This window comes from Peribacillus sp. FSL H8-0477 (assembly GCF_038002765.1).
In the GTDB taxonomy this organism is placed as follows: domain Bacteria; phylum Bacillota; class Bacilli; order Bacillales; family DSM-1321; genus Peribacillus.
The window spans coordinates 1,200,710-1,222,562 of sequence record NZ_JBBODE010000002.1; the positions used below are offsets into that span (position 1 = coordinate 1,200,710).

The 21,853-nt window shown below is 37.9% G+C and carries 24 protein-coding genes; 18 read left to right on the plus strand and 6 right to left on the minus strand.

Annotated features, from left to right (window positions below):
• Nucleotides 1-35: 35 nt before the first annotated feature.
• From MHI18_RS17560 to MHI18_RS17570, 3 genes are all read left to right on the plus strand, one after another.
• Entirely contained in the window at nt 36-518 is a 483-nt protein-coding gene (locus MHI18_RS17560; protein ID WP_340849228.1) for a DinB family protein, read from the plus strand.
• Nucleotides 519-577: 59 nt separating this feature from the next.
• Nucleotides 578-1,117: a M15 family metallopeptidase gene (locus MHI18_RS17565; RefSeq protein ID WP_340850318.1), complete on the plus strand. Its 540-nt coding sequence runs from the start codon at nt 578-580 to the stop codon at nt 1,115-1,117.
• A gap of 84 nt (nt 1,118-1,201) precedes the next feature.
• Nucleotides 1,202-1,720, plus strand: coding sequence for an acyl-CoA thioesterase (locus MHI18_RS17570; RefSeq protein ID WP_340849231.1), 519 nt, complete (start codon nt 1,202-1,204; stop codon nt 1,718-1,720).
• A gap of 48 nt (nt 1,721-1,768) precedes the next feature.
• On the opposite strand, the gene MHI18_RS17575 is transcribed toward MHI18_RS17570, so the two are convergent.
• A complete protein-coding gene (locus MHI18_RS17575) occupies nt 1,769-2,401 on the minus strand; it encodes a Bax inhibitor-1/YccA family protein (RefSeq protein ID WP_340849233.1) in 633 nt (210 codons plus the stop codon).
• A gap of 190 nt (nt 2,402-2,591) precedes the next feature.
• Between MHI18_RS17575 and MHI18_RS17580 the strand changes: the two genes are divergently transcribed.
• The 8 genes from MHI18_RS17580 to MHI18_RS17615 all read left to right on the plus strand — a co-directional run bounded on the left by MHI18_RS17580 (nt 2,592) and on the right by MHI18_RS17615 (nt 10,498).
• A complete protein-coding gene (locus tag MHI18_RS17580) occupies nt 2,592-2,819 on the plus strand; it encodes a hypothetical protein (protein ID WP_340849234.1) in 228 nt (75 codons plus the stop codon).
• A 559-nt stretch (nt 2,820-3,378) separates the two neighbouring features.
• Entirely contained in the window at nt 3,379-4,398 is a 1,020-nt protein-coding gene (locus MHI18_RS17585; RefSeq protein ID WP_340849236.1) for an ABC transporter ATP-binding protein, read from the plus strand.
• The gene (locus tag MHI18_RS17590) at nt 4,385-5,311 is read left to right on the plus strand and encodes an ABC transporter ATP-binding protein (RefSeq protein ID WP_340849238.1); all 927 of its coding nucleotides are present in this window, start codon (nt 4,385-4,387) and stop codon (nt 5,309-5,311) included. Before MHI18_RS17585 ends, MHI18_RS17590 begins: the two co-directional genes overlap by 14 nt.
• Nucleotides 5,312-5,323: 12 nt before the next feature.
• On the plus strand, nt 5,324-6,289 hold the full coding sequence (gene opp4B, locus MHI18_RS17595) for an oligopeptide ABC transporter permease (protein WP_340849240.1): 966 nt from the start codon (nt 5,324-5,326) through the stop codon (nt 6,287-6,289).
• A 23-nt stretch (nt 6,290-6,312) separates the two neighbouring features.
• A complete protein-coding gene (locus MHI18_RS17600) occupies nt 6,313-7,212 on the plus strand; it encodes an ABC transporter permease (RefSeq protein WP_445670044.1) in 900 nt (299 codons plus the stop codon).
• Nucleotides 7,213-7,269: 57 nt separating this feature from the next.
• On the plus strand, nt 7,270-9,015 hold the full coding sequence (gene opp4A / locus MHI18_RS17605; protein ID WP_340850319.1) for an oligopeptide ABC transporter substrate-binding protein: 1,746 nt from the start codon (nt 7,270-7,272) through the stop codon (nt 9,013-9,015).
• Nucleotides 9,016-9,139: 124 nt separating this feature from the next.
• Nucleotides 9,140-9,313: a hypothetical protein gene (locus MHI18_RS17610; protein WP_340849243.1), complete on the plus strand. Its 174-nt coding sequence runs from the start codon at nt 9,140-9,142 to the stop codon at nt 9,311-9,313.
• A gap of 147 nt (nt 9,314-9,460) precedes the next feature.
• Nucleotides 9,461-10,498, plus strand: a complete 1,038-nt coding sequence (locus MHI18_RS17615; protein ID WP_445670045.1) for a M42 family metallopeptidase — start codon at nt 9,461-9,463, stop codon at nt 10,496-10,498.
• A gap of 52 nt (nt 10,499-10,550) precedes the next feature.
• Here MHI18_RS17615 and MHI18_RS17620 read toward each other — a convergent pair whose 3' ends face one another.
• Nucleotides 10,551-10,973, minus strand: coding sequence for a pyridoxamine 5'-phosphate oxidase family protein (locus tag MHI18_RS17620; protein ID WP_340849247.1), 423 nt, complete (start codon nt 10,971-10,973; stop codon nt 10,551-10,553).
• A gap of 297 nt (nt 10,974-11,270) precedes the next feature.
• On the opposite strand from MHI18_RS17620, the gene MHI18_RS17625 reads away from it, so the two are divergent.
• Both MHI18_RS17625 and MHI18_RS17630 read left to right on the plus strand, forming a co-directional pair.
• Nucleotides 11,271-13,502, plus strand: a complete 2,232-nt coding sequence (locus MHI18_RS17625; RefSeq protein ID WP_340849249.1) for a cyanophycin synthetase family protein — start codon at nt 11,271-11,273, stop codon at nt 13,500-13,502.
• A 306-nt stretch (nt 13,503-13,808) separates the two neighbouring features.
• Nucleotides 13,809-15,068 (plus strand): S8 family peptidase, encoded by a 1,260-nt coding sequence (locus MHI18_RS17630; protein ID WP_340849251.1) that lies wholly within the window; start codon nt 13,809-13,811, stop codon nt 15,066-15,068.
• A 77-nt stretch (nt 15,069-15,145) separates the two neighbouring features.
• On the opposite strand, the gene yidC is transcribed toward MHI18_RS17630, so the two are convergent.
• Both yidC and MHI18_RS17640 read right to left on the minus strand, forming a co-directional pair.
• Nucleotides 15,146-15,925: a membrane protein insertase YidC gene (gene yidC, locus MHI18_RS17635; protein WP_340849253.1), complete on the minus strand. Its 780-nt coding sequence runs from the start codon at nt 15,923-15,925 to the stop codon at nt 15,146-15,148.
• Nucleotides 15,846-16,238 carry a hypothetical protein gene (locus MHI18_RS17640; RefSeq protein WP_340849255.1) on the minus strand — a complete coding sequence of 131 codons (393 nt, stop codon included), beginning with the start codon at nt 16,236-16,238 and terminating at the stop codon, nt 15,846-15,848. Before MHI18_RS17640 ends, yidC begins: the two co-directional genes overlap by 80 nt.
• A gap of 297 nt (nt 16,239-16,535) precedes the next feature.
• On the opposite strand from MHI18_RS17640, the gene MHI18_RS17645 reads away from it, so the two are divergent.
• Nucleotides 16,536-16,976 (plus strand): hypothetical protein, encoded by a 441-nt coding sequence (locus MHI18_RS17645; RefSeq protein WP_445670011.1) that lies wholly within the window; start codon nt 16,536-16,538, stop codon nt 16,974-16,976.
• A gap of 112 nt (nt 16,977-17,088) precedes the next feature.
• Here MHI18_RS17645 and MHI18_RS17650 read toward each other — a convergent pair whose 3' ends face one another.
• The gene (locus tag MHI18_RS17650; RefSeq protein ID WP_340849257.1) at nt 17,089-17,904 is read right to left on the minus strand and encodes a glycerophosphodiester phosphodiesterase; all 816 of its coding nucleotides are present in this window, start codon (nt 17,902-17,904) and stop codon (nt 17,089-17,091) included.
• A gap of 197 nt (nt 17,905-18,101) precedes the next feature.
• Between MHI18_RS17650 and MHI18_RS17655 the strand changes: the two genes are divergently transcribed.
• The 3 genes from MHI18_RS17655 (at nt 18,102) to MHI18_RS17665 (ending at nt 18,811) form a co-directional block, all read left to right on the plus strand.
• On the plus strand, nt 18,102-18,320 hold the full coding sequence (locus MHI18_RS17655; protein WP_340849259.1) for a DUF1659 domain-containing protein: 219 nt from the start codon (nt 18,102-18,104) through the stop codon (nt 18,318-18,320).
• A 46-nt stretch (nt 18,321-18,366) separates the two neighbouring features.
• Nucleotides 18,367-18,585 (plus strand): DUF2922 domain-containing protein, encoded by a 219-nt coding sequence (locus MHI18_RS17660; protein ID WP_340849261.1) that lies wholly within the window; start codon nt 18,367-18,369, stop codon nt 18,583-18,585.
• A gap of 70 nt (nt 18,586-18,655) precedes the next feature.
• Nucleotides 18,656-18,811, plus strand: a complete 156-nt coding sequence (locus MHI18_RS17665) for a YvrJ family protein (RefSeq protein ID WP_340849262.1) — start codon at nt 18,656-18,658, stop codon at nt 18,809-18,811.
• 68 nt (nt 18,812-18,879) lie between these two features.
• Here MHI18_RS17665 and MHI18_RS17670 read toward each other — a convergent pair whose 3' ends face one another.
• Nucleotides 18,880-19,296, minus strand: a complete 417-nt coding sequence (locus MHI18_RS17670; RefSeq protein WP_340849264.1) for an organic hydroperoxide resistance protein — start codon at nt 19,294-19,296, stop codon at nt 18,880-18,882.
• A 588-nt stretch (nt 19,297-19,884) separates the two neighbouring features.
• Here MHI18_RS17670 and MHI18_RS17675 point away from each other — a divergent pair.
• Complete coding sequence (locus MHI18_RS17675; RefSeq protein WP_340849265.1) at nt 19,885-21,465, plus strand: peptide chain release factor 3; 1,581 nt, start codon at nt 19,885-19,887, stop codon at nt 21,463-21,465.
• Nucleotides 21,466-21,853: the final 388 nt, after the last annotated feature.

The window sequence follows — 21,853 nt, forward strand, 5'->3', positions numbered from 1 at the left end:
AGCGTATAGTTAATACTAATTGAGGGCGTGACAATATGAAGAAGAATATCGAAATTAGAAATCAGCTATTTAACACAATAAGCGGGTTAACTGATGAACAACTTAATAAACACCCCGAATTCGGACGATGGAGTATTATCCAAGTGATGGATCATCTATATTTAATGGAACGTGCGATAACCAAAGGGATAGCGGATACGCTGACTGCGGATGTCAGGAAGAAGGCGGCAGATAAACCTATTCACCTGGCGGTAGATCGTTCAATGAAAGTAGAAGCTCCAGCTTATCTCGAACCAACTTCTGAATTCATAACAATAGAGAGTATGACAGAAAAACTAATACAATCTCGTGAATGGCTCTCAGAAGTTACTAAACATGCCAAAGAAGAAGACCTCGTAAATAAATCGTTTCCACATCCGATTTTTTCTAATCTAAGTTTAAAGCAGTGGATTCCTTTTGTAGGTATCCATGAACTGAGACATATTGAACAAATTGAAGAGTTGAAGGCAAAACTATAAGGAAAACTTAAAAACGTGCAGCTCTCTGCACGTTTTATTTAATGACAACAAGAAGGGAAATGCCTGTGAAGAAATTACGCATCCGTATATTTGTATTTATTCTACTATTAATTATGATTTATTTTGGATTCTCTTATTTAATGCCACCGGACATTGATGATATAGAAGTTCCAAACGGCCTTCATCCCATTGTTGAAGAGAAACAAAATGAATTAATGGAAAGAGCCAATCAAAAGGGCATACCTATTTTAATAAGTGATGGTTTTCGTTCTATTGAAGAGCAAAATAATTTGTATGAACAAGGAAGAACCAAGCCAGGCAAAATTGTCACAAATGCACGCGGCGGTGAATCACTGCATAATTTTGGATTGGCCATCGATTTCGCATTACTTAATAAGGATGGTATTGCCATTTGGGATATGGAATATGACGGCAATCAGAATAATAAACAGGATTGGCTTGAAGTAGTAGATCTTGCTAAAGAGTTAGGCTTTGAATGGGGCGGAGATTGGGCAGCTTTTAAAGATTACCCCCATCTGCAGATGGACTTTGGCATAAGTTTAAGAGAATTGCAGAGAGGGACATGGAGATTGCCGTAGGATCTTATCAGCTTTGTTGCTTTAGCCTGTTCAAAAGGATAAAGTAAGTAAGAGTGGATATTTAAATAAAGGGGATCAGACAGCATGGAAGAAATTAAATACACCCAAGATTCAATTGTAATTAAAACGAGTATCGTCTTACCACCCGATACAAATAATATTGGAACAATGTTTGGTGGTAAGTTAATGGCTTATATCGATGATGTGGCCGCTATTTCAGCTATGCGCCATGCACGGAGTTCCGTGGTGACAGCATCTACTGATTCAGTAGACTTTTTGCATCCTATACACGAAGGAAATGCTGTTTGTCTTGAAGCATTTGTAACCTATACCGGCAGAACTTCCATGGAAGTGATTGTAAAGGTAGTTGCAGAAAATTTACGGTCAGGTGAGAGGGATTTATGTGCCATTTCATTTCTAACTTTTGTGGCAATTGATGATGATGGGAAACCAACCCCGGTACCACGACTCGTACCGCAGACAGAGATGGAAAAGAGCTTATATGAATCTGCTAAGGGCAGGGCTGAGGTTCGTAAGCGACGCCGTTTTGAAACCCAAAGCATTGCAGAGGTATTTGGCACAGATTTACCTTGGAAAAAGTAAACAAACGAAAAGCCAGCATTAATCATGCTGGCTTTTTAGGTATGATTCTTAGTCTTTAGAAAGAATACCAAAGAAACGAAGAATGTTAATGAACAAGTTAATAAAATCAAGATATAAGTTAAGTGCCATTAAAGGAACTTCCTCAGCAGTAACCCCATACTGTTTCATCCGGTTAAAGTCGTATAAAATGTATCCGCTAAAGACAAGAATGCCTATGAAAGAAAAGACAAGCATAGCTGTAGAGCTTAATGGTGAAAAAAGATTGAATATACTAATGGCAATTAAGGCTAGCAAGGCCGCCATCAACATTCCGCCAAGGAAGCTAAGGTCACGTTTAGTCGTTGTGGCATATAAAGCCAAGCCGCTGAATACTACTGTAGTTGTAACACCAGCCATTAAAACGACATTTGAACCAGCTACGGCAGTATAATGGGCGATAATTGGAAAAGTGGTAATACCTGAGATGAATGTAAAGACATATAAAAATGTATAACCGATTGCTTTTTTCTTTCTAAGAAAAAATGCACCTATCAACATAGCAATTTCAAGGATGGCTAATGGTAGAAAAAGTGCGGCAGGTACTTGTGTGCCAACGGCCATACCAAGTACAGAAATCGCAAGAGAGAGTGCGAATGTCCGTAATACAGATGGCATATAACTTTGAATGGATTGTGAATACATACTCGTAACCTCCAATTTGTATTTAATAAGAATACGTTGCACGTTATAAAAAGTTTCATATTTTAAAAAAGATATAGGTAGTATATCATAGTAAGAGCGTTAAGAAAGAGCTGAAAAATTGTTCACTACTGTAACGCGTTGGTGGAGGTATAATAGAAGAAACACACATGCGATGTAAGGAGGAATTAGGATGAGTGAATGCAAGTTGAACCATTCAAAACATGATATTCAAAATAAATATGATCAACAACAAGAATATCTTCCAGAAGAAGTAAGGGAGCTCTTTCAGGTGTTTTTAAATAAAGAGCATCCACAGAGTACGCTCAATACTATTTTTCATTTATTGAAGAAATATGATTTAGCTGAAAGTAGTGAACAACAGCGTAGAAATGAACAATTAAAAGAAATAGTATGTTAGTAAAAAACGCAGTTTGACTTCCTTTGTCGACTGCGTTTTTTTACTATAGATGACTGTTTAGTATGCTGCGATAATGCAAAAATACGATTTCGAGATCATTCATTTTCTGCAAAATGGGTCTTTAGTGTGTGGATTACTCGAGCAAAAAATGGCTTATTTGAATACGAGAAGAAAGGATTAAATAATGTTTAAAGATTGATATAACAGTAGATAAACCAATTAACTAACTAAAAAGTTATAATATGGAAATTAATTATTTTTTAAATTTCTAAAAAATGTTACATTAAGATATTTTATTTATAGGATATTTATGGTATTGTAAGTAAATAAGACATAATATTTTGAAAATTGTTTCAAGTGTAAAGCAATTAATATTATATTACGAAAATTAATAAGTAGTTCATTACAAATATTACATAAATATTAATGAAAACGAATTAATTGAAATTTTTTTTACAAAACTATTGAAAACTTCTCAGAAATTGTATAAACTCAAACTTAATTATCAGAAAATTTTTATTTTATCGAAAAAGTAGTTATAAAGTTAGGGGGAACTTCGATGGAGAAACCAATATTACAAATAGAGAACCTAACCACTTCATTTAGAATAAAGGACGACTATCATGCAGCTGTTGATAATGTTTCATTCACAGTTAATGAAAATGAAATTGTTGCTGTTGTTGGGGAATCTGGTTGTGGAAAAAGTGCATTGGCTTTGTCCATTATGCAATTACATAGTAAGGATCGAACCAAGCTGGAAGGAGCGATAAATTTTAAAGGGAAAAATCTATTACCTTTAAATGAAGCTCAATTAAACAAGGTTCGCGGCAAGGAAATGGGAATGATTTTCCAAGAACCCTTAACAGCACTAAATCCGTTGATGGTGGTAGGGAAACAAATCGAAGAAAATTTAGATTATCATACAAAGCTCTCCAAAGAACAGAAGAAAACTAGGACGTTGGAATTGTTGACACAGGTTGGAATTCCTTATCCTGAGCTGACATATAAACAGTACCCGCATGAACTGTCTGGCGGAATGAGGCAAAGGGTAATGATTTCTATCGCCATTGCTTGTAACCCAGACTTAATTATAGCTGATGAACCTACGACTGCACTGGATGTCACCATACAGGCTCAGATTCTCGATTTGTTAAAGTCGATTCAACAAAAGACACAGATGGGAATTATCTTGATTACCCATGATTTAAGTGTTGTAGCTGAAGTAGCTGATAAAATTGTGGTTATGTATGCGGGGCAAGTAGTTGAAACAGGTACGGTTAGAGAAATATTAAAAAATCCGCTGCATCCATATACAAAGTCATTGCTTCATTCTATCCCATCGGCGTTAACAGATAAAAGCCGTTTGCATGTAATTGAAGGAATTGTCCCTTCCATTGCAAAGATGGATAGAGTTGGCTGCCGCTTTAAGGATCGGATAGCTTGGATTCCAGAAGAAGCACATGAACATTCCCCTGAGCTTCACGAAGTTGAAACAGGTCATTGGGTTCGCTGCACCTGCTACCAACACTTTCACTTCCAGGATGAAAAAGGAGAAATGATAACTCATGACATTACTTAAGGTTGAAGATTTAAAAGTTCATTTTCCAATCAGGGGCGGTTTTTTTAGAACGGTGGTCGATCATGTTCGAGCAGTAGATGGCGTATCTTTTGAGCTGGAAGAAGGCGAAACCTACGGACTGGTCGGTGAATCAGGCAGCGGGAAATCAACAACTGGAAAAGCCATTGTGAAATTAAACAAGGTTACTTCAGGGAAAATCCTTTTTGAAGGACAGGATATTGCTAACTATAGCAGCAGACAAATTAAGCCTTATAGAAGAGATATTCAGATGATTTTTCAAGATCCATATTCATCACTAAATCCGAAAAAGAGAGTGCTTGATATTATTGCCGAACCGTTGAGGAATTTTGAAAGGCATTCACCAGGTGAAGAAAAGAAAATTATACAAGATTATCTTGATAAGGTAGGACTTAGTCCAGATTCCATTTATAAGTACCCGCATGAGTTTTCAGGTGGGCAGCGACAAAGAATTGGAATTGCCCGATCGTTGACATTGAAACCTAAATTAATTATTGCCGATGAACCAGTTTCTGCCCTTGATGTATCTGTTCAAGCGCAGGTCTTGAATTTCCTCCAAGATCTCCAAGAGGAATTCAAATTAACTTATTTGTTTGTTGGACATGACCTAGGAGTAATTCGCCATATGTGTGACAGGATGGGAGTTATGTATCGCGGTCGTTTAGTGGAAGAGGGGACAAGTCAGGAAATATATAATAACCCTCAGCATATCTACACGAAACGGTTAATTGCTGCTATTCCAGATCTTGAACCGAGTGTTCGAGAGGAAAAGGCAATAGCGAGACAAAAGGTTTCCGAAGAATATGAACAGTCTTATTCAAAGTATTTTGATGAAAAGGGCCGGGCTTATGATTTAAAACCAATCTCCACAACACATAGAGTCGCATTACCATAGGAGGAGAAAAAAATGTGGAAATTTATTCTTAGACGGGTTTTACTGATGATTCCCCAGCTTTTTATCTTAAGTATTATTGTGTTCGCCATGGCGAAGGCTATGCCGGGGGATGCGCTTTCCGGTAAAGTAATGGATCCGGGCATTAGTCCAGAGCGAATCGAAGAACTTAGGGAACAAATGGGTCTAAATGATCCAATGCACACACAATATATCAGATGGGTATCAAATGTCGCACAAGGTGATTTTGGACAATCCTACACTCATAAAACGAAGGTAATGAATGTTATAGAAGACCGCGTTTGGCAAACCGTGTATTTGTCTCTATTTACAGTAATTATCATTTATGCCCTGGCAATTCCTTTAGGGATACTAAGCGGACGATATAACGACTCATGGATTGATAAAGCAATTACTGGCTATACATATGTTGGTTTTGCAACGCCAACCTTTATCTTTGGGTTAATCGTACTATTCTTGTTTGGTTTTACTTTTGATTTATTCCCAACTGGGGGAACAGTTAGTTCAAAAGTAGATGAGGGAACTTTTGCTTATTTCTTAAGTAAGCTGAACCATATGGTACTTCCAGCATTCAGTGCAGCCCTTATTTCTACGGTAGGTGTTGTTCAATACTTACGCTCCGAGGTTGTCGATAATAAATTAAAAGATTATGTTCGTACGGCTAGATCGAAAGGAATTCCCGAATCGAAAGTTTATTCACGGCATATTCTAAGAAATTCTTTCTTACCTATAGCTGCATTTTTAGGCTATGAAATTACCGGGTTAATTGGTGGTTCGATCATCATTGAAACAATATTCAGCTATCCAGGGATAGGGCAGCTTTTTGTAACATCGATCAGTCTGCGGGATTTCAGCGTCGTTACGGCACTCGTCATGTTGACAGGTTTTGCCACATTGCTCGGCACTCTTCTTTCAGACATCATATTAAGTGCGGTTGATCCGCGCATACGGATTGAATAGAAAGAGGGTGGACTAAAATGGGAATGAATGTAGAAACGGTAACATCAGCTCCACCAAAGGAAGTTAGTCCTTCCGGGATGAAAGTCATTTGGCGGGAGATAAGAAAAGATCGAATGGCCATGATTTCACTAGTGATTTTAGGCATCGTACTAATTGCTGTTTATTCCGCTGCACTGTTCATAGATGAAGATGCAGCTGCGCGGGTTGACGTATTTGCGATTTATATGGATCCATCAAGTGCTTATTGGTTAGGAACAGATTATGGCGGACGTGATGTTTTTCAACAATTAATTATCGGTACACGTAACTCATTTTCTATAAGCTTGGGTATAACCGTACTGACCGCACTGATTGGGCTAAGTGCGGGGTTAATCGCTGGATACTTTGGCGGTTGGACAGATAACATAATCATGCGTGTTATCGATTTTGTTATTACACTGCCTCAAATGATGTTTATTATCGTTCTTGTAACGATTATTCCTAAATTTAATGTGACTACGTTCATCTTAATAATGACGCTCTTTTTATGGACAGGAAAGGCAAGACTGATTCGCTCGAAGGTATTATCTGAACGCGAATTGGATTATGTTCATGCATCACAGACACTAGGTACACCGCATTGGAAGATTATTTTGTATCATATCCTTCCGAATGTCAGCTCGTTAATCATCGTGAATTTTACGTTGAATCTAGCAGGAAATATCGGTTTGGAAACAGCTTTAACGTTCCTTGGGTTTGGACTTCCTGAAAGTACACCAAGTCTTGGGACTTTGATAGCTTATGCAACAAATCCTGAAGTATTAGAATACAGATGGTGGATCTGGTTACCCGCGTCAGTCATGATTTTAGTGCTGATGCTGAGTATAAATTTTATAGGGCAAGCCTTGAAACGTGCAGGAGATGCAAGACAAAGAAGAGGATAAAAAAAAGGGAGAGTGGATTTTGTGAAATTGAAGGGATATAGTAAAGTATTGAGCGTAATGGCAGTTTCAGCTTTATTGCTTGCAGCATGTAATGATGATAGTGAAAAAGCAGGTACAAAATCACCAGCCAAAGAAAAACCGACCAAAGAAGTGAAACAAGAGGATGCCACAGCATTCCCGCGTGCGACTACTAATGATAAAGAAGCACTTGAAGACGGTCACGTTAACTATGGTTTAGTATCAGATACCCCGTTCGAAGGAATCTTAAACTATAGCTTCTATGAAGGCGCACCAGATGAAGAAGTAATCCGTCTTTTCGATGAGGGCTTGTTGTCGGCAGATGAAGATTATGTCTATGATCAAAACGGCGCAGCTACATATGAGCTTTCAGAAGATAAAAAAACGATTACATTAAAGATTCAAGATCAAGTAAAATGGCATGATGGTTTGCCGGTAACAGCTGCAGATCTTGAATATGCCTACCTAGTAATCGGAAATAAAGATTACACGGGTGTCCGTTATGACACGCAAATGGCCATGATTGAAGGCATGGAAGAGTACCATGCTGGAAAAGCAGACACTATTTCTGGTATTAAAGCAGACGGTAACGAAATTTCCATTACATTTAAAGAAGCGAACCCTTCTGTATTAACGGGTCTTTGGACTTATCCGCTTCATAAAGAATACCTAAAAGATGTGAAGATTAAAGACCTGGTTGAGTCTGATAAGATTCGTAAAGAGCCAATTGGTTTCGGACCGTTCAAAGTCAAAAAAATCGTTCAAGGTGAAGCGGTTGAGTACGAACGATTTGATGATTATTGGGCTGGTAAACCAAAAGCAGCATCATTTACCCTTAAAGTGGTGAATAACTCTATTGCGGTTAAGTCTCTGCAAAATGGTGATTTAGATATCGCTACAGTTAATGCTGATCAAATGGATTCTGCGAAAGCACTTAAAAACATAGATGTTTTAGGGAATCTTGAGCTTGCATACACATATATCGGCTTTAAATTAGGCCGCTATGACGCAGAAAAAGAAGTAAGTGTAATGGATCGTCCGAAAATGCAAAACAAAGAGCTTCGTAAAGCGATGGCGTATGCAATTGATAATAACATTGTAGCTGAAAAGTTCTATAAAGGCTTACGTTTTGCTGCGACAAGCGTTATTCCAACCGCATTCCCTAAGTATCATAACACAGAGATGGAAGGCTACAAGTTTGACCCAGAAAAAGCAAAATCATTACTTGATGAAGCTAAATATGTAGATAAAGACGGCGATGGTCTTCGTGAAGATCCTAATGGTGAGAAATTTACAATTAACTTCGCCTCTATGACTGGAACAGATATAGCGGAACCCCTTTCTATGTTGTACATTCAGCAATGGAAAGATGTTGGCTTAGACGTTCAATTAGTTGATGGCAAGTTGGCAGAGTTCAATTCGTTCTATGAAATGCTGCAAACTGACAGCGAAAAAGTTGATATTTATCAAGCAGCATGGGGGACTGGTTCAGATCCCGATCCATCCGGTATTTGGGCTAAAGGAGCAAGCTATAACTATACTCGTTGGGTAAATGATAAAAATGACGAGTTATTGAAACAAGGTATCTCAGAGAAAGCCTTTGACGAAGCCTACCGTAAAGATATCTATAACCAATGGCAAGAGCTTATTCATGAGGAAGTACCTGTCATTCCGACATTATTCCGTTATGAATTTGCAGCAGCTAATAAACGTGTAACTGGCTTTGATTTGAAGTTATTAGAATGGGACAAAGTAGGAGTTACAGAAGCAGACCCTGTAAAATAAGTTATTCCTGCACAGGAATCCAAATAGGATTCCTGTGTTTTTCTGTTTATAAAGGCCTAACGTTTCAACTCCTGCCATTCGGGTTATATACGTAATAGAATAAAATGGAAGGTGTTGGTTGAAATTGAATAAACAAATAGAGGAAACACAGCACGAGCTTGAAATGATGTTCACAGGCGGGTTAGGGCGAACCCTTACAGCAGCGGAACAAGAAATTATATTGGATATTGTCGCTTATCCTGCAGAAAAACGAGTTGCTTTTTTAGAAATGATGAAGGAATTCATTAACCGAAATTAACAAGCGGAAATTATTGAGCCTTTCGAGGCTTTTTTTTGAGTATTCAGATTAGAATTGAATGTAACTGATTCATCCCATTTTCATCCATCCTTGTAAGCTGTATAATAAATAGGTACTTATGAAGAGGGAGATGACGGTGTGTCAGTAATTAATGAACAAGAGATTGTTACCTACATAAAAGAATTGGTTTCTATTCCAAGCCCATCAGGTTATACAGAAGATGTAATAGCTTTTGTCGCGAACATTTTGAAAAGTAAGAACGTACCATACCAGATTACAAATAAAGGGGCACTATTAGCTACACTTCAAGGGGACAATCAGGATAAACACAGATTATTAACCGCACATGTAGATACGCTTGGTGCGATGGTGAAGGAAATTAAACCGGATGGCAGGTTGAAGTTGACCATGATTGGCGGATTCCGATGGAATGCGGTAGAGGGAGAATATTGTAAGATTCATACTGCTGATGGAAAGGTATTTACGGGTACTATCCTCGTTAATCAAACATCCGTACATGTTTATAAACATGCTGGAGAAGCAAAACGGGACGATTCTACCATGGAGGTTCGTTTGGACGAACCAGTGAGGATAAAGAAAGATACCGAAGACTTGGGTATATCTATTGGAGATTTTATTTCTTTTGATCCTCGAGTAGAGGAAACGGAAAGCGGATTTCTTAAATCAAGACATCTGGATGATAAAGCGAGCGTTGGGATTCTTTTGCATTTAATAGGACTGATTAAAGAAAAGAATCTTGTATTACCGTATACAACTCATTTTTTGATATCGAATAACGAAGAAATAGGCTATGGAGGAAATTCGAATATACCAGTTGAAACGGTTGAATATTTAGCTGTTGATATGGGGGCCATAGGAGATGGGCAAGCAACAGATGAATACAGTGTATCCATTTGTGCAAAAGATTCATCTGGCCCTTATAATTATCGTTTGCGTCAGCATCTAGTGAAGCTGGCTAAGGATAATAACGTGGATTACCAAGTTGATATATATCCTTACTATGGCTCAGATGCTTCTGCTGCCATTCGGGCAGGTTATGATATTGTACATGGCTTAATTGGTGCAGGTATCGATGCGTCACATGCATTAGAACGAACTCATATCTCTTCACTTCGCCATACAGCAGATTTACTGTATTATTATCTTCAATCGGATTTAGTTTAAGAAGAAGGCCTGTCCAAAAAACTTGGACAGGCCTTTTTCAATGATATCAAAATTAAAGAGTAAGTTCTTCAGGTGGTTCTCCATTATTGTTCATCAGCCTTATCGTAGAAGGTTTAATCTGTAAAACGACAAACGTCGGATCTTCAGGTCCATCAAACCAGCTTTTTAGATGCTCATTCCAGACCTTTTTCTTTAATTCAGGCGAATCACTTACCTCAGATGTACCGCTGATCTCTACGTATGAATCGCCAAATCCTTCACCGTTATATCCTAATAAGATATGAACATTTCGATTTTTTTCAATTTCATCTACTTTTTCCGTCTCTGCACTTGTAGCGGTATACAATGTTAATTCGTCATTAAAGAAAGTCATATAGCGTGAGTATGGTTTATCATTCTCGACTGTAGAAAGGACGCCAACAAAATCTTCTTTTAATACCTTGAGTATTTTATCTTTTACTTGAGATTGTTCCATAACAGCCACTCCCTTATTTTGTAATACTGTTACTTTTCCTCAATATCTCTAAACCTAAACAAATAAATGTGCTGGTTAAGAAACTTGTCTTATTTTTGGTATTAAAACTCTGTATTTTAAGGGGAAATTGTAAGTTATTGAGAGGTATTGTCTAATGAGTTTTAGTGATGGAAGGAAGTGGTAAACTGGATATACTATTACTCCGAATATGCATCCTCATATCAGAATATAATCGGATTAGTGTATGGGTTAGTCAATAAGCCCTCATAAAATTGAAACGTAAAAGGAGATAAAGTGATGAAGATTAACCGAGTCAACTATTATAAGGGTCCAAGTCTATATTCATTTAAGCCCTCGATAGGTATTGAACTTGATATAGGAGACCTGGAATACCAATCTTCGGATACACTTCCGGGGTTTACTGAGCGCCTCCTTGCCTGTCTTTCACATTCAGAAAAGGACATTTCCCGGAAATATCAAGAGAAATTTAGCAAACGGTTGAAGGGCGGAATCTTAATGGGCCCTATTCTTGAACATCTAACAATCATTATTCAGCAAGCTGCCGGAATCAATGTTAGCAGCAGTAAAACAATAATGACTAATACTACAGGCATTTACGAGGTGATTTTCGAATATAAAGAGCCGCATTCAGGAATCTATGCTTTTAAAGCTGCACTGGAGTTAGCTGATAGGTTAATTAATCATCAGAGCGCTGTTGAGCTTAAGGAGTATATAAATCATACAGCAAGGTTATATCTTACATATAAGCTTAATCATAGTACTGAAGCAATATATAATGCGGCAGAACATGCATTCATTCCGGTTAATCGAATGGACTCAGAGATGCTTCGCTTAGGTACGGGTTCTAAACAGAAATATGTTAAAGGGACTATTACCAGCGAAACAAAATATATTTCTGTTGAAAACGCCTCCAATAGGCAATCTACAAAGGAGTTACTAAGATTGGTTCAACTGCCCGTACCCGATGGACTCATTGTTCATACGATTGAGGAGATATTCAGCGGTGCTGATTATTTAGGATTTCCACTAGTTATCAAGCCGCTTGAGAGACGTTTAGGTAAAACAATCACTAATATAAAAAATCGGCAAGAGCTATTTAATGTGGTTAACTGCCAGGATCCCCGGATTAAGACATATCTATTAGAGCGCCATTATACCGGGAATGATTTTCGTTTGCTTATTATTGATGGTAAGATGGCAGCTGCAAGTCATCGTGTCGCCCCATACATCATTGGAAATGGAAAGGATACGATCCAGCAATTGATTGAAGAAGAAAATAAAAACCCATTAAGAGGAGAAGGACTTTATAAACCGATGTCAAAGATTCCTCTTGATCATAGTATGACCTGTTTCCTAGAAAAAAGTGAACTCTCTCTGCAATCTGTGCCATCGAATGGTCAAGTTATACAGGTAATGGGAGATGTTCATATAGAAACTGGTGGTCATGCAGTTGATGTAACCGACCAAGTACATCCATCTATTGAGAAGCTTGGTATTACCGCTGCTAAGGCTGTAGGTCTTGATATCGCTGGAGTAGATATTATCTGTCAAGATATTTCTGCCCCGCTGGGTGAAATAATCATTAGTGACGTTCATGTAAATCCAAACATTCGAATGCATCATTATCCCGCTGAAGGGAAACCACGGGATGCGGGGAAGGCAATCATCGATTATTTATTTACAAATAGAGAAGATGCCGTGATTCCAGTTATTGCAATGATTGGGGGAAGCAGCGATAACCTAACCACCAAACTGTTAAAATACATCCTTGAAAAGGGTGACGTTAAAGTGGGAGTAATGTTCAAAGACCGATTATTTGATAGAGAACCTCAGCCTGATCAAGACCTTGTCTCGATATTGACTAATCCATTCGTGGATTTAGCAGTAATAGAATTGAATTCGAAAACAATCATTGATGAGGGGCTTCCGTTTTGTAGTTGTGATATTGGTATTATAAGCATGTATTCTACTATTGAAACCCAGAAAAATGAAGATGTAAGAATGAAATCGTTGGTTGTCGAAAAGGTGATCGAAACAGGAACGTGTATTCTGAATGCGAATGATGTGTATATAGAGGAATTATCTCAAACGGCGAAAGCAGAGGTAATCGTGATCTCAACTGAAGAAAACTCAGTCATTGATCGAGCAATTAGTTCTGGGAGGGCTGCTTGGTTTATAGATAAAGAGGGATGGATTATCTATACAAAGGAGCGTACACATCGCCGTTTTTTACCTTTACAGGCGCTTCCTATTGCAGCATCTAAACAGACCGTAGAACAAATGTTACAAGCACTAGCAGCAGCACACTTTCATGGAATATCTTTGGAAGAATTACGTGGAAAACTATTACGGTTTAACCAAAAAGAATCTCCTTCACAATTGGGTAATTCTACTACAAAACATTACAAAGAGTCGACAGTATACACTAGTAAGGCAAAATCGATCTATAAGTTAGTAGAGAATTCGAAGGAACTGCAAGAAATCCCACAAGCAGGATCAAGTAAATAACTATCCCTATAGGTAGACGATCAGTACTTAACAGTACTGATCTTTTTTGTATATAGAACACATTTAGATTAATTAGCCCTAGCATGAAGTTTTCATGTTATAAAACTACGGATAAATAAGTATCGTTTCTCCTATAATTCGAGCTTTGTCTATTCCTAAACCAGCCTTTCTACCTTTTTTATAACAAAAAAACGCAAAAATAAATGAATATTGCGACTTATTGTTATATTCTGTCATCTTACATACAATTAGAATCACACCAAGAGTTTCTACATAGGACAGATAAATTGGGAGGAGAGAACGATCATGAAAAAGGGCAGAAAGTTAGGCAGCGGGTTATTAGCAGCAGCAATGAGTTTTTCCTTATTTACTGGGAGCGGTGAAGCGATGGAGTTAAGTAAGGAACAGGAAGGGAAAGACGAAATTAGGGTCTTAATAAAAGGATCGTCCTCAACCCTGACTAAAGCAAAAAACAAGTATCATCAGAAACAAAACTTCGGCAGTGAGGGTTTTTCAAGTACGGTTAGCAGTGAAGAATACAAAGAATTAACGAAAAACCAAGACCTGACTGTCGAAAAAGTTACCAAGTTTACTATTGCTCAAGCGAAGTCACCCAAAGCGATTGCAGCGGCCGTTCCGTCAGCTAAAATCCCCTGGGGAATTAAGGCCATTTATAATGATCCATCACTCACTAATACTTCAGGTGGAAGTGGAATCAAAGTCGCTGTATTGGATACTGGTACGGCCAAGACACATCCAGATCTAGCGGCTAACGTTGAACAATGTAAAGATTTCACAACTTCATCTACATATATAAATAATTCATGTGCAGATAATAACGGTCATGGAACGCATGTATCTGGTACTGTACTCGCAAATGGCGGGACGAATGGACAGGGTATTTATGGAGTAGCTCCACAGTCAAAACTATGGGCTTATAAGGTTTTAGGGGATGATGGATCTGGCTATTCTGATGATATTGCGGCTGCTATTCGCCATGCGGCTGATCAGAGTACAAGCACCAATTCTAAAGTAATTATCTCCATGTCTTTGGGCTCTAGCAGTAAAGATTCCCTTATAACATCGGCCGTTACGTATGCTGCTAATAAAGGTGTACTTATTATTGCGGCTGCAGGGAACAGCGGATCTTCTGCCAACACGATTGGTTATCCAGGAGCACTGACAAATGTTGTAGCAGTAGCGGCACTTGAAAATGTACAAGAAAATGGCACATACCGTATCGCTAATTATTCTTCTCGAGGAAATCCAAATACTGATGGGGATTACTTTATCCAAGAAAAAGATGTCGAAGTTTCAGCACCAGGATCAGCGATTGAGTCAACATGGTATAACGGTGGTTATCATACCATTTCCGGTACTTCAATGGCTACCCCTCATGTAGCTGGACTAGCAGCAAAAATTTGGAGTAGTAATGGAAGTTTATCTAATACCGGAGTTCGAACACAATTACAAACAAAAGCAAAAACATATGATATTAAAGGAGGAATAGGCGCAACAGCTGGAGATGACTATGCCTCAGGCTTTGGATTCCCGCGGGTAAAATAATTTATTTTTATCTATATAGTACGATAAAGAACCGCTTGGAGAAATCCAAGCGGTTTTTAAATAAGGAATCTAATCGGTTAGTTTTTCTCAAGCGTACCTTTAACGAGTAAGGTTGGTGTATCTCGTTTGTATATTTTCTGTAATAAAATAGTTTGGATAATCATAAACAGGCCTCCAATTGACCAGTATAACGGAAGTGCTGCTGGTGCAGAAAATGAAATGAATAAAATCATCGCGGGCGAAATATAACTCATCATTTTCATCGTTGCTTGTTGTTCAGCAGGCATTTGACGCATAGATACTACGGATTGGAAATAATAGATCACGCCGGCAATGATGGCCATAATATGATCTGCCTGACCGAGATTAAACCATAGAAAGCTGTGAGTTGCAATTTCGTGCGAGCCTTTTATGGCATAATAGAAGCCCATTAAAATCGGCATTTGAATTAATAAGGGCAGGCAGCCCATATTCAAAGGGTTAACGTTATGCTTCTTATAAAGTGACATCATTTCCATTTGAAGCTCTTGTTGTTTAGCTTTATCTTTGGTTTTTTTTATTTTGTCTTGAATAGCGGTTAATTCCGGCTTTAATCCGTCCATCTTTCCCTTCATCAACGTCTGTGTCTTATATTGCTTCATAGTTAAAGGGAGTAGGACAAAACGAATGATTAAAGTCATCAAGATGATACTTAACCCATAGTTCCCACTGAAAAGGTCAGCGTTAAAGTCGAGCATAATCGTCATCGGATGAACTAAAAATGTGTGAAAGAAACCATCATTCTCTCCGGAAGCTTGGCATCCGGTTAAAACGAAGGGTATACCAATTAATAAAAATAATAAAAATTTGTTTTTCAAAATTATTCCTCCTCAGATTGTTAGATACCTTTGTATCAATCTGAGGATTCGATGGGCCATCTGAATCGTCTGGAGATTCTTTTCTGCAAATATATGTGTAAAAACGTTTCACTCCAAAGTGATACGTTTCCCCTGAAACCTTTATGGCAATCTTTCTTTTATGCTCTAAGAAAGCTGCATCTCGTTTGTTAAATGCTACTCCACTGTTGGTGTCAAAGAAATAGACAGCAACTGGAAGAACAAGGGCTAGCAAATACCCCGCCCAGAGTGCATTTCGGAGCGTGAGTAGATCGAGTTCTAGTAAAAATTCCATAAGTAGAAACCCCATTTATTTTAAAATGTACATATACACTATAACAAATGTAGAAAAAAGGTAAATATATAGTTCTCATTTTCCATAAAATAATTTACTTGCAATCACAGAAATTAGTTTAGTAAATTTTATTATTTTTTCCTTTTTTACTGGTATTCAATCATAAAAACAAATTTAAGTATCTAATATTTACTGATATAGACATGATAACTTAATAAAATAGCAAGTCTAGGCATTCACACAGAACCAGTTGAGAGCATATGGATAGAGGAGGCTTATAATAAGAGGTGATAGATCATGTATAATCCGTATAAACAGGATACGAATGATTTAAATCAACAGACAATGTACGATTCTTACGGAATCAATTCTGAGATTAATCCCGATTATTCCAGACAAAAAACGATGCCGGGTGGACCAGGATCTGCTTTCCCACCACCACGACCACCAGGCGGGCCAGGATCTGGAGGAGCACCAGGAGGCGGACCTCCTTCGGCACCGCCCCCGCAGTTTGTTCCAGATTTTCCTGGTGTGTCTGCATTTGCTGTAGATGCTGGTGCACTACAGGGTTGCTTATTCAGGAATACGTATGTCTGGCTTAATAATGGCAGGAGCTTCTGGTTTTTCCCAGTCTTCATTGGCAGAAGGTCTGTAGCTGGTTTTCGCTGGCGTGCTGGACAGCGCCGCTGGGTATATTACGGAATTGATACGAGTAATATTCGATCTTTTCAATGCTAAATGGATACAAACACCCTCTACCAAGGGATGTCCGAATTTCCTAATACTTTGGCACAACCAAAAAAGACTTATCACGAGGATAAGTCTTTTTTGGTCTGTAAATGACCATTAATTAAAGATAGTCTGGGAAATCTGTAATGATTCCATCAAGCTTAATTGCTTCAAAGGCTTTTAATTTTTTTTTGTCATTGACAGTCCACGTAAATGCGCGCATTCCATGCCTATGTATCTTTTGTTTTAGTTTTGCACTCATCATCGTATGTTTTGGATTCACGAATGCAGCAAATTCAGATACTTCATGGAGAAATTTATCCGAAATACCTAAGGGACTGTTTTTAACTAACACCCCAACAGGAATTGAGGGCATTAGTTCATGGCATTTTTTCATGGAAGCTACATCAAATGAATGAATCATAATACGCTTGTGATCTGATTGGTAGTTCTTTAAAACAGTCGTAAGAACCTGTTCAATTCCGGGATTTAATTCAGGATGTTTAATTTCAATTAATATCCCGGCCTGTGGTAGAAACTTATCAAGTACTTCGGTTAGCAGAGGGATTCGTTCGTGACAAAAATCTGGATTAAACCAGCTTCCAGCATCCATTTTCATCAATTGTTCGGATGTATAATCCTTTAATAATCCCTTGCCATTGGTTGTCCGATCTAATTGTGGATCATGGTGAACGATCAGCTTGCCATCTTTCGACATGTGAATATCTATTTCGATAAAATCAACACCTAAATCGATGGCTTTTTGATAAGAGGCCATTGTATTTTCAGGACAATAGCCAGAAGCACCACGGTGGCCGATTTTAATGGGTTTTCGTATGGAATCCATATTCGAGAAAGGGACTGTTTTTCGATTTTGAATCCATAAGATAATGAGTACGGCTAGGATAAAAACAACTAAAATAAGTGCTATTTTCATAATATACTCCTCACTTTTATCTGTTAATCTGTCTCCCTTATAATCATACCCGTTTATTCTTGACTTAAAAATAGTAAATGTAATACTTTGAATTGCCTCCAATAGGACAAATTCATTCTGTGTAATAAATAAGTTTTGGACCGATGCTACTTTCAACCTGGAATTTGGTATATATAGGGTGAAAGGAGGTGAAAAACATGGCAAATGAAATCTTACATTCAAGCTTAATCCGCATTGGTTATGATGCGGGACTAAATGAAAAAGGAGAGGCTATCGTTAAACGCAAATCATACTCCAGCGTAAAAACACAGGCTACACCAGAACAAATTTTCCAAGCAGCAACGGCGATTGCTAGTCTTCAAGTGTTCCCAGTAACAGAAGTAACAAGACAAGATACAGCATTGATTACGGGTTAATGAATACGGGTTAATGAATACGGATTAAGGAGAGGAGGTGAACGAGTTGGCAAAAACACTTGAACTTCAATTTACGACACAGCTGGGGAAAACATCTACAATATCCATTGATTCACCTATTGAGCCGGTTGATGTTACCAAAGTAAATGAAGCTATGGATCAAATTCTTCAGGCAAATATCTTCCTGACTTCATCTGGAGATTTTATCAATAAAAAATCAGCAAACCTTGTTGAGCGAAACGTTAAAGGATATGAAGTAAAATAAAAAACGAGCAGCTTAATTGATTTACCTTCTTTTAGGTCGCTCGACTTAATAGAAATGTGTGGTGATATTCATGGAGGATCTTCTTCCATTCATCAGTGATGTTGGATTCCCAATTATCGTCACCCTCTATCTGCTTCATCGAGTGGAGGCTAAGCTTGATATACTAAATGAGACTATTATTGAACTTCCTATTAGATTGAGGGAAGGATTTTTAGAGAAAATATAAAGGTTGAATTCTTGCGAATAGACAATGCAAAAAAGAGGCTGCCATCTACTGGACAGCCTCTCATTTTTTTAAACAAGATTTAATGTTACGTCTACGTTATTTCTCGTAGCTTTTGAATACGGGCAGAATGCATGTGCTTTCTCGATGAATTGCTGTGCTTCTTCACGGTCCATTTCAGGAATAGAAATGTCTAGTTTTACAGCAAGTTTCATCCCATCGTCCGCCTCATCTTTACCAATAGTAACATTTGCAGTAACTGTAGTATCTGCTTTTTTCTTCGCTTTGCTTAACATAAGATTTAAGGCTCCATCAAAACATGCCGCGTAGCCGCTGGCAAATAGTTGTTCAGGATTGGTTGCCTGTCCTCCCTGACCGCCAAGCTCTTTTGGAGTGGTTACATCAAAGTCAATAATGCCGTCTTCAGATTTTACATGTCCATCTCTTCCGCCTGATGCGGTTACAACTGCAGTATATAATGGTTTCAAATTTTCCAGCTCCCTTTCAATCTAGTCATTTTTTAATTCACTATTACTATATCCCTGTTGCTGGACTGTTAAACAAAAAGAGAGGAACAAGTCAAATTGTTCTATTAAGCTAATGTGGATGAAATTCGAATGCCGTTTTAATTCTTTCAAAAAGGGTAAAGTTATACTATGTAGCTAAAATAGAGAGGATGTTGCTGTGTGAAAAAGACATTGATTAAAAGGGCAGCTGTATTAATTGCTCCTATTGTTATAAAACAAGTTAAAAAATACTGGAATAATCGTAAGCGTTCTAAACGAGTTAACAGCTGAATAGGGTAAAAGCAGAGACGCCGATGGGGCGTCTTTTATTTTTGTTCCTTGTTTAGTCGAATAATTGGAAACTGACTTTTTTCCTTGTATTGTAGCCAAAAAAGAAGTGAATATGATATATTTTTAAACGTATGGATTAATGAGCGTACATATATTGCAAACTACTTTTTAAAATGGCTGGATAAAGATAATCAGGGGAAGGTTGTTACCCATGTAAAAATGCCGGATGGCTTATAGCATAGAAAGTGCTTATATTAATGGAAAGAAAGGAACTCACACATGACAAATTTAAAAGAAGAGGTTCAATCAAGACGAACCTTTGCTATTATCTCTCACCCGGATGCCGGGAAAACGACATTAACAGAAAAATTACTATTATTCGGTGGAGCAATTCGAGATGCCGGAACCGTTAAAGCAAGAAAGACAGGTAAGTATGCAACGAGTGACTGGATGGAAATTGAAAAACAACGGGGAATATCTGTTACTTCCTCAGTAATGCAGTTTGATTATGATGATTTCCGCGTTAATATCCTTGATACACCTGGTCACCAAGATTTCAGTGAAGATACGTATCGGACACTGATGGCAGTCGACAGCGCCGTCATGATTATTGACTCTGCAAAAGGTATCGAGGATCAAACGATTAAGCTTTTCAAAGTTTGCCGTATGCGTGGAATTCCCATCTTTACCTTTGTAAATAAAATGGATCGTCAAGGTAAAATGCCGCTGGAACTGTTGGCTGAATTAGAAGAAGTGCTCGGAATTGAATCTTATCCGATGAACTGGCCGATTGGAATGGGCAAAGACTTTATTGGGATTTATGACCGGTTTAATAACAGAATTGAACAGTTCAAAAAAGAGGGAGAAGAACGTTTCCTTCCACTTGATGAATCTGGCGAACTGATGGATGGGAATGAGTTAAAGGATTCTCAGCTTTATGAACAGACACTTGAAGAAATCATGCTATTATCTGAAGCCGGTAATCAGTTTTCTGAAGAGGCAATTGCTAACGGTACACTAAGCCCAGTCTTCTTTGGGAGTGCATTAACTGCTTTTGGTGTGCAAACATTCTTGGATGCCTATCTTCAATTTGCTCCTGCACCACAGCCTCGAGCTGCGACTACAGGTGAGATTGATCCTTTGGCTAAAGATTTTTCAGGCTTTATCTTTAAAATTCAAGCGAACATGAATCCAAAGCACCGTGACCGGATTGCCTTTTTACGAATTTGTTCAGGTAAATTTGAACGCGGAATGAGTGTGAATTTAAGTAGAACGAGTAAACCGATTAATTTATCTTCCTCTACACAATTTTTAGCTGATGATCGTAATACGGTTAATGAAGCAGTAGCTGGCGATATCATTGGGCTTTATGATACAGGTAATTACCAAATTGGTGATACGATCACTACAAGTAAGGACATGTATCAATTTGAACGTCTTCCTCAATTTACACCAGAATTATTTATGCGTGTTACAGCGAAAAACGTTATGAAGCAAAAACACTTCCATAAGGGAATTAACCAGCTAGTTCAAGAAGGAGCTATTCAGTTGTTTAAAACGGTAAGAATGGAAGAATATCTACTCGGAGCAGTAGGTCAACTTCAATTTGAAGTGTTTGAACACCGTATGCGTCATGAATATAATGTCGAAGTTATAATGGAACGAATGGGAAATAAAATTACCCGCTGGGCCGTTGAAGAAAAAATTGATGAAAACCTTCATAACAGCAGGAGTATCCTTGTAAAGGATCGTTATGATAAATATGCATTCTTGTTTGAGAACGAATTTGCGCTTCGCTGGTTTAAGGATAAAAATCCAGCCGTAGAATTATTTAATCCGATGGATGATGTGGGAAGATAATAAGCTTAATCTGAAAACTGTCTTGTAAGGTCATTGTTTGACCTTGCAAGACAGTTTTTTTATATATGTTAGGAGGGACATATTGGCAAATTTACTAAATATTCCTCCTTGTCGTTTGTAGGACATTCCGCAGTGAAAGCATAGTCATAGCGGCAACTGAGTCACACAATTCCCTTCACGACACTGTTTCTTATAGAGTTGTTAGATTCAGGTGATCCTAGGTAACTCCTCCGGCACTATTTCCTTCCAACATTAAATTGATTCAATATCTGCGCACTCTTATTAAAATATGAAACTAGAGGTTTTACAATTTTTTGTGTAGGTTATTAAAAAAATTACCATTTATTATGAAGAAATAAATATATATAGGTTGCATCTTACAAAAAAG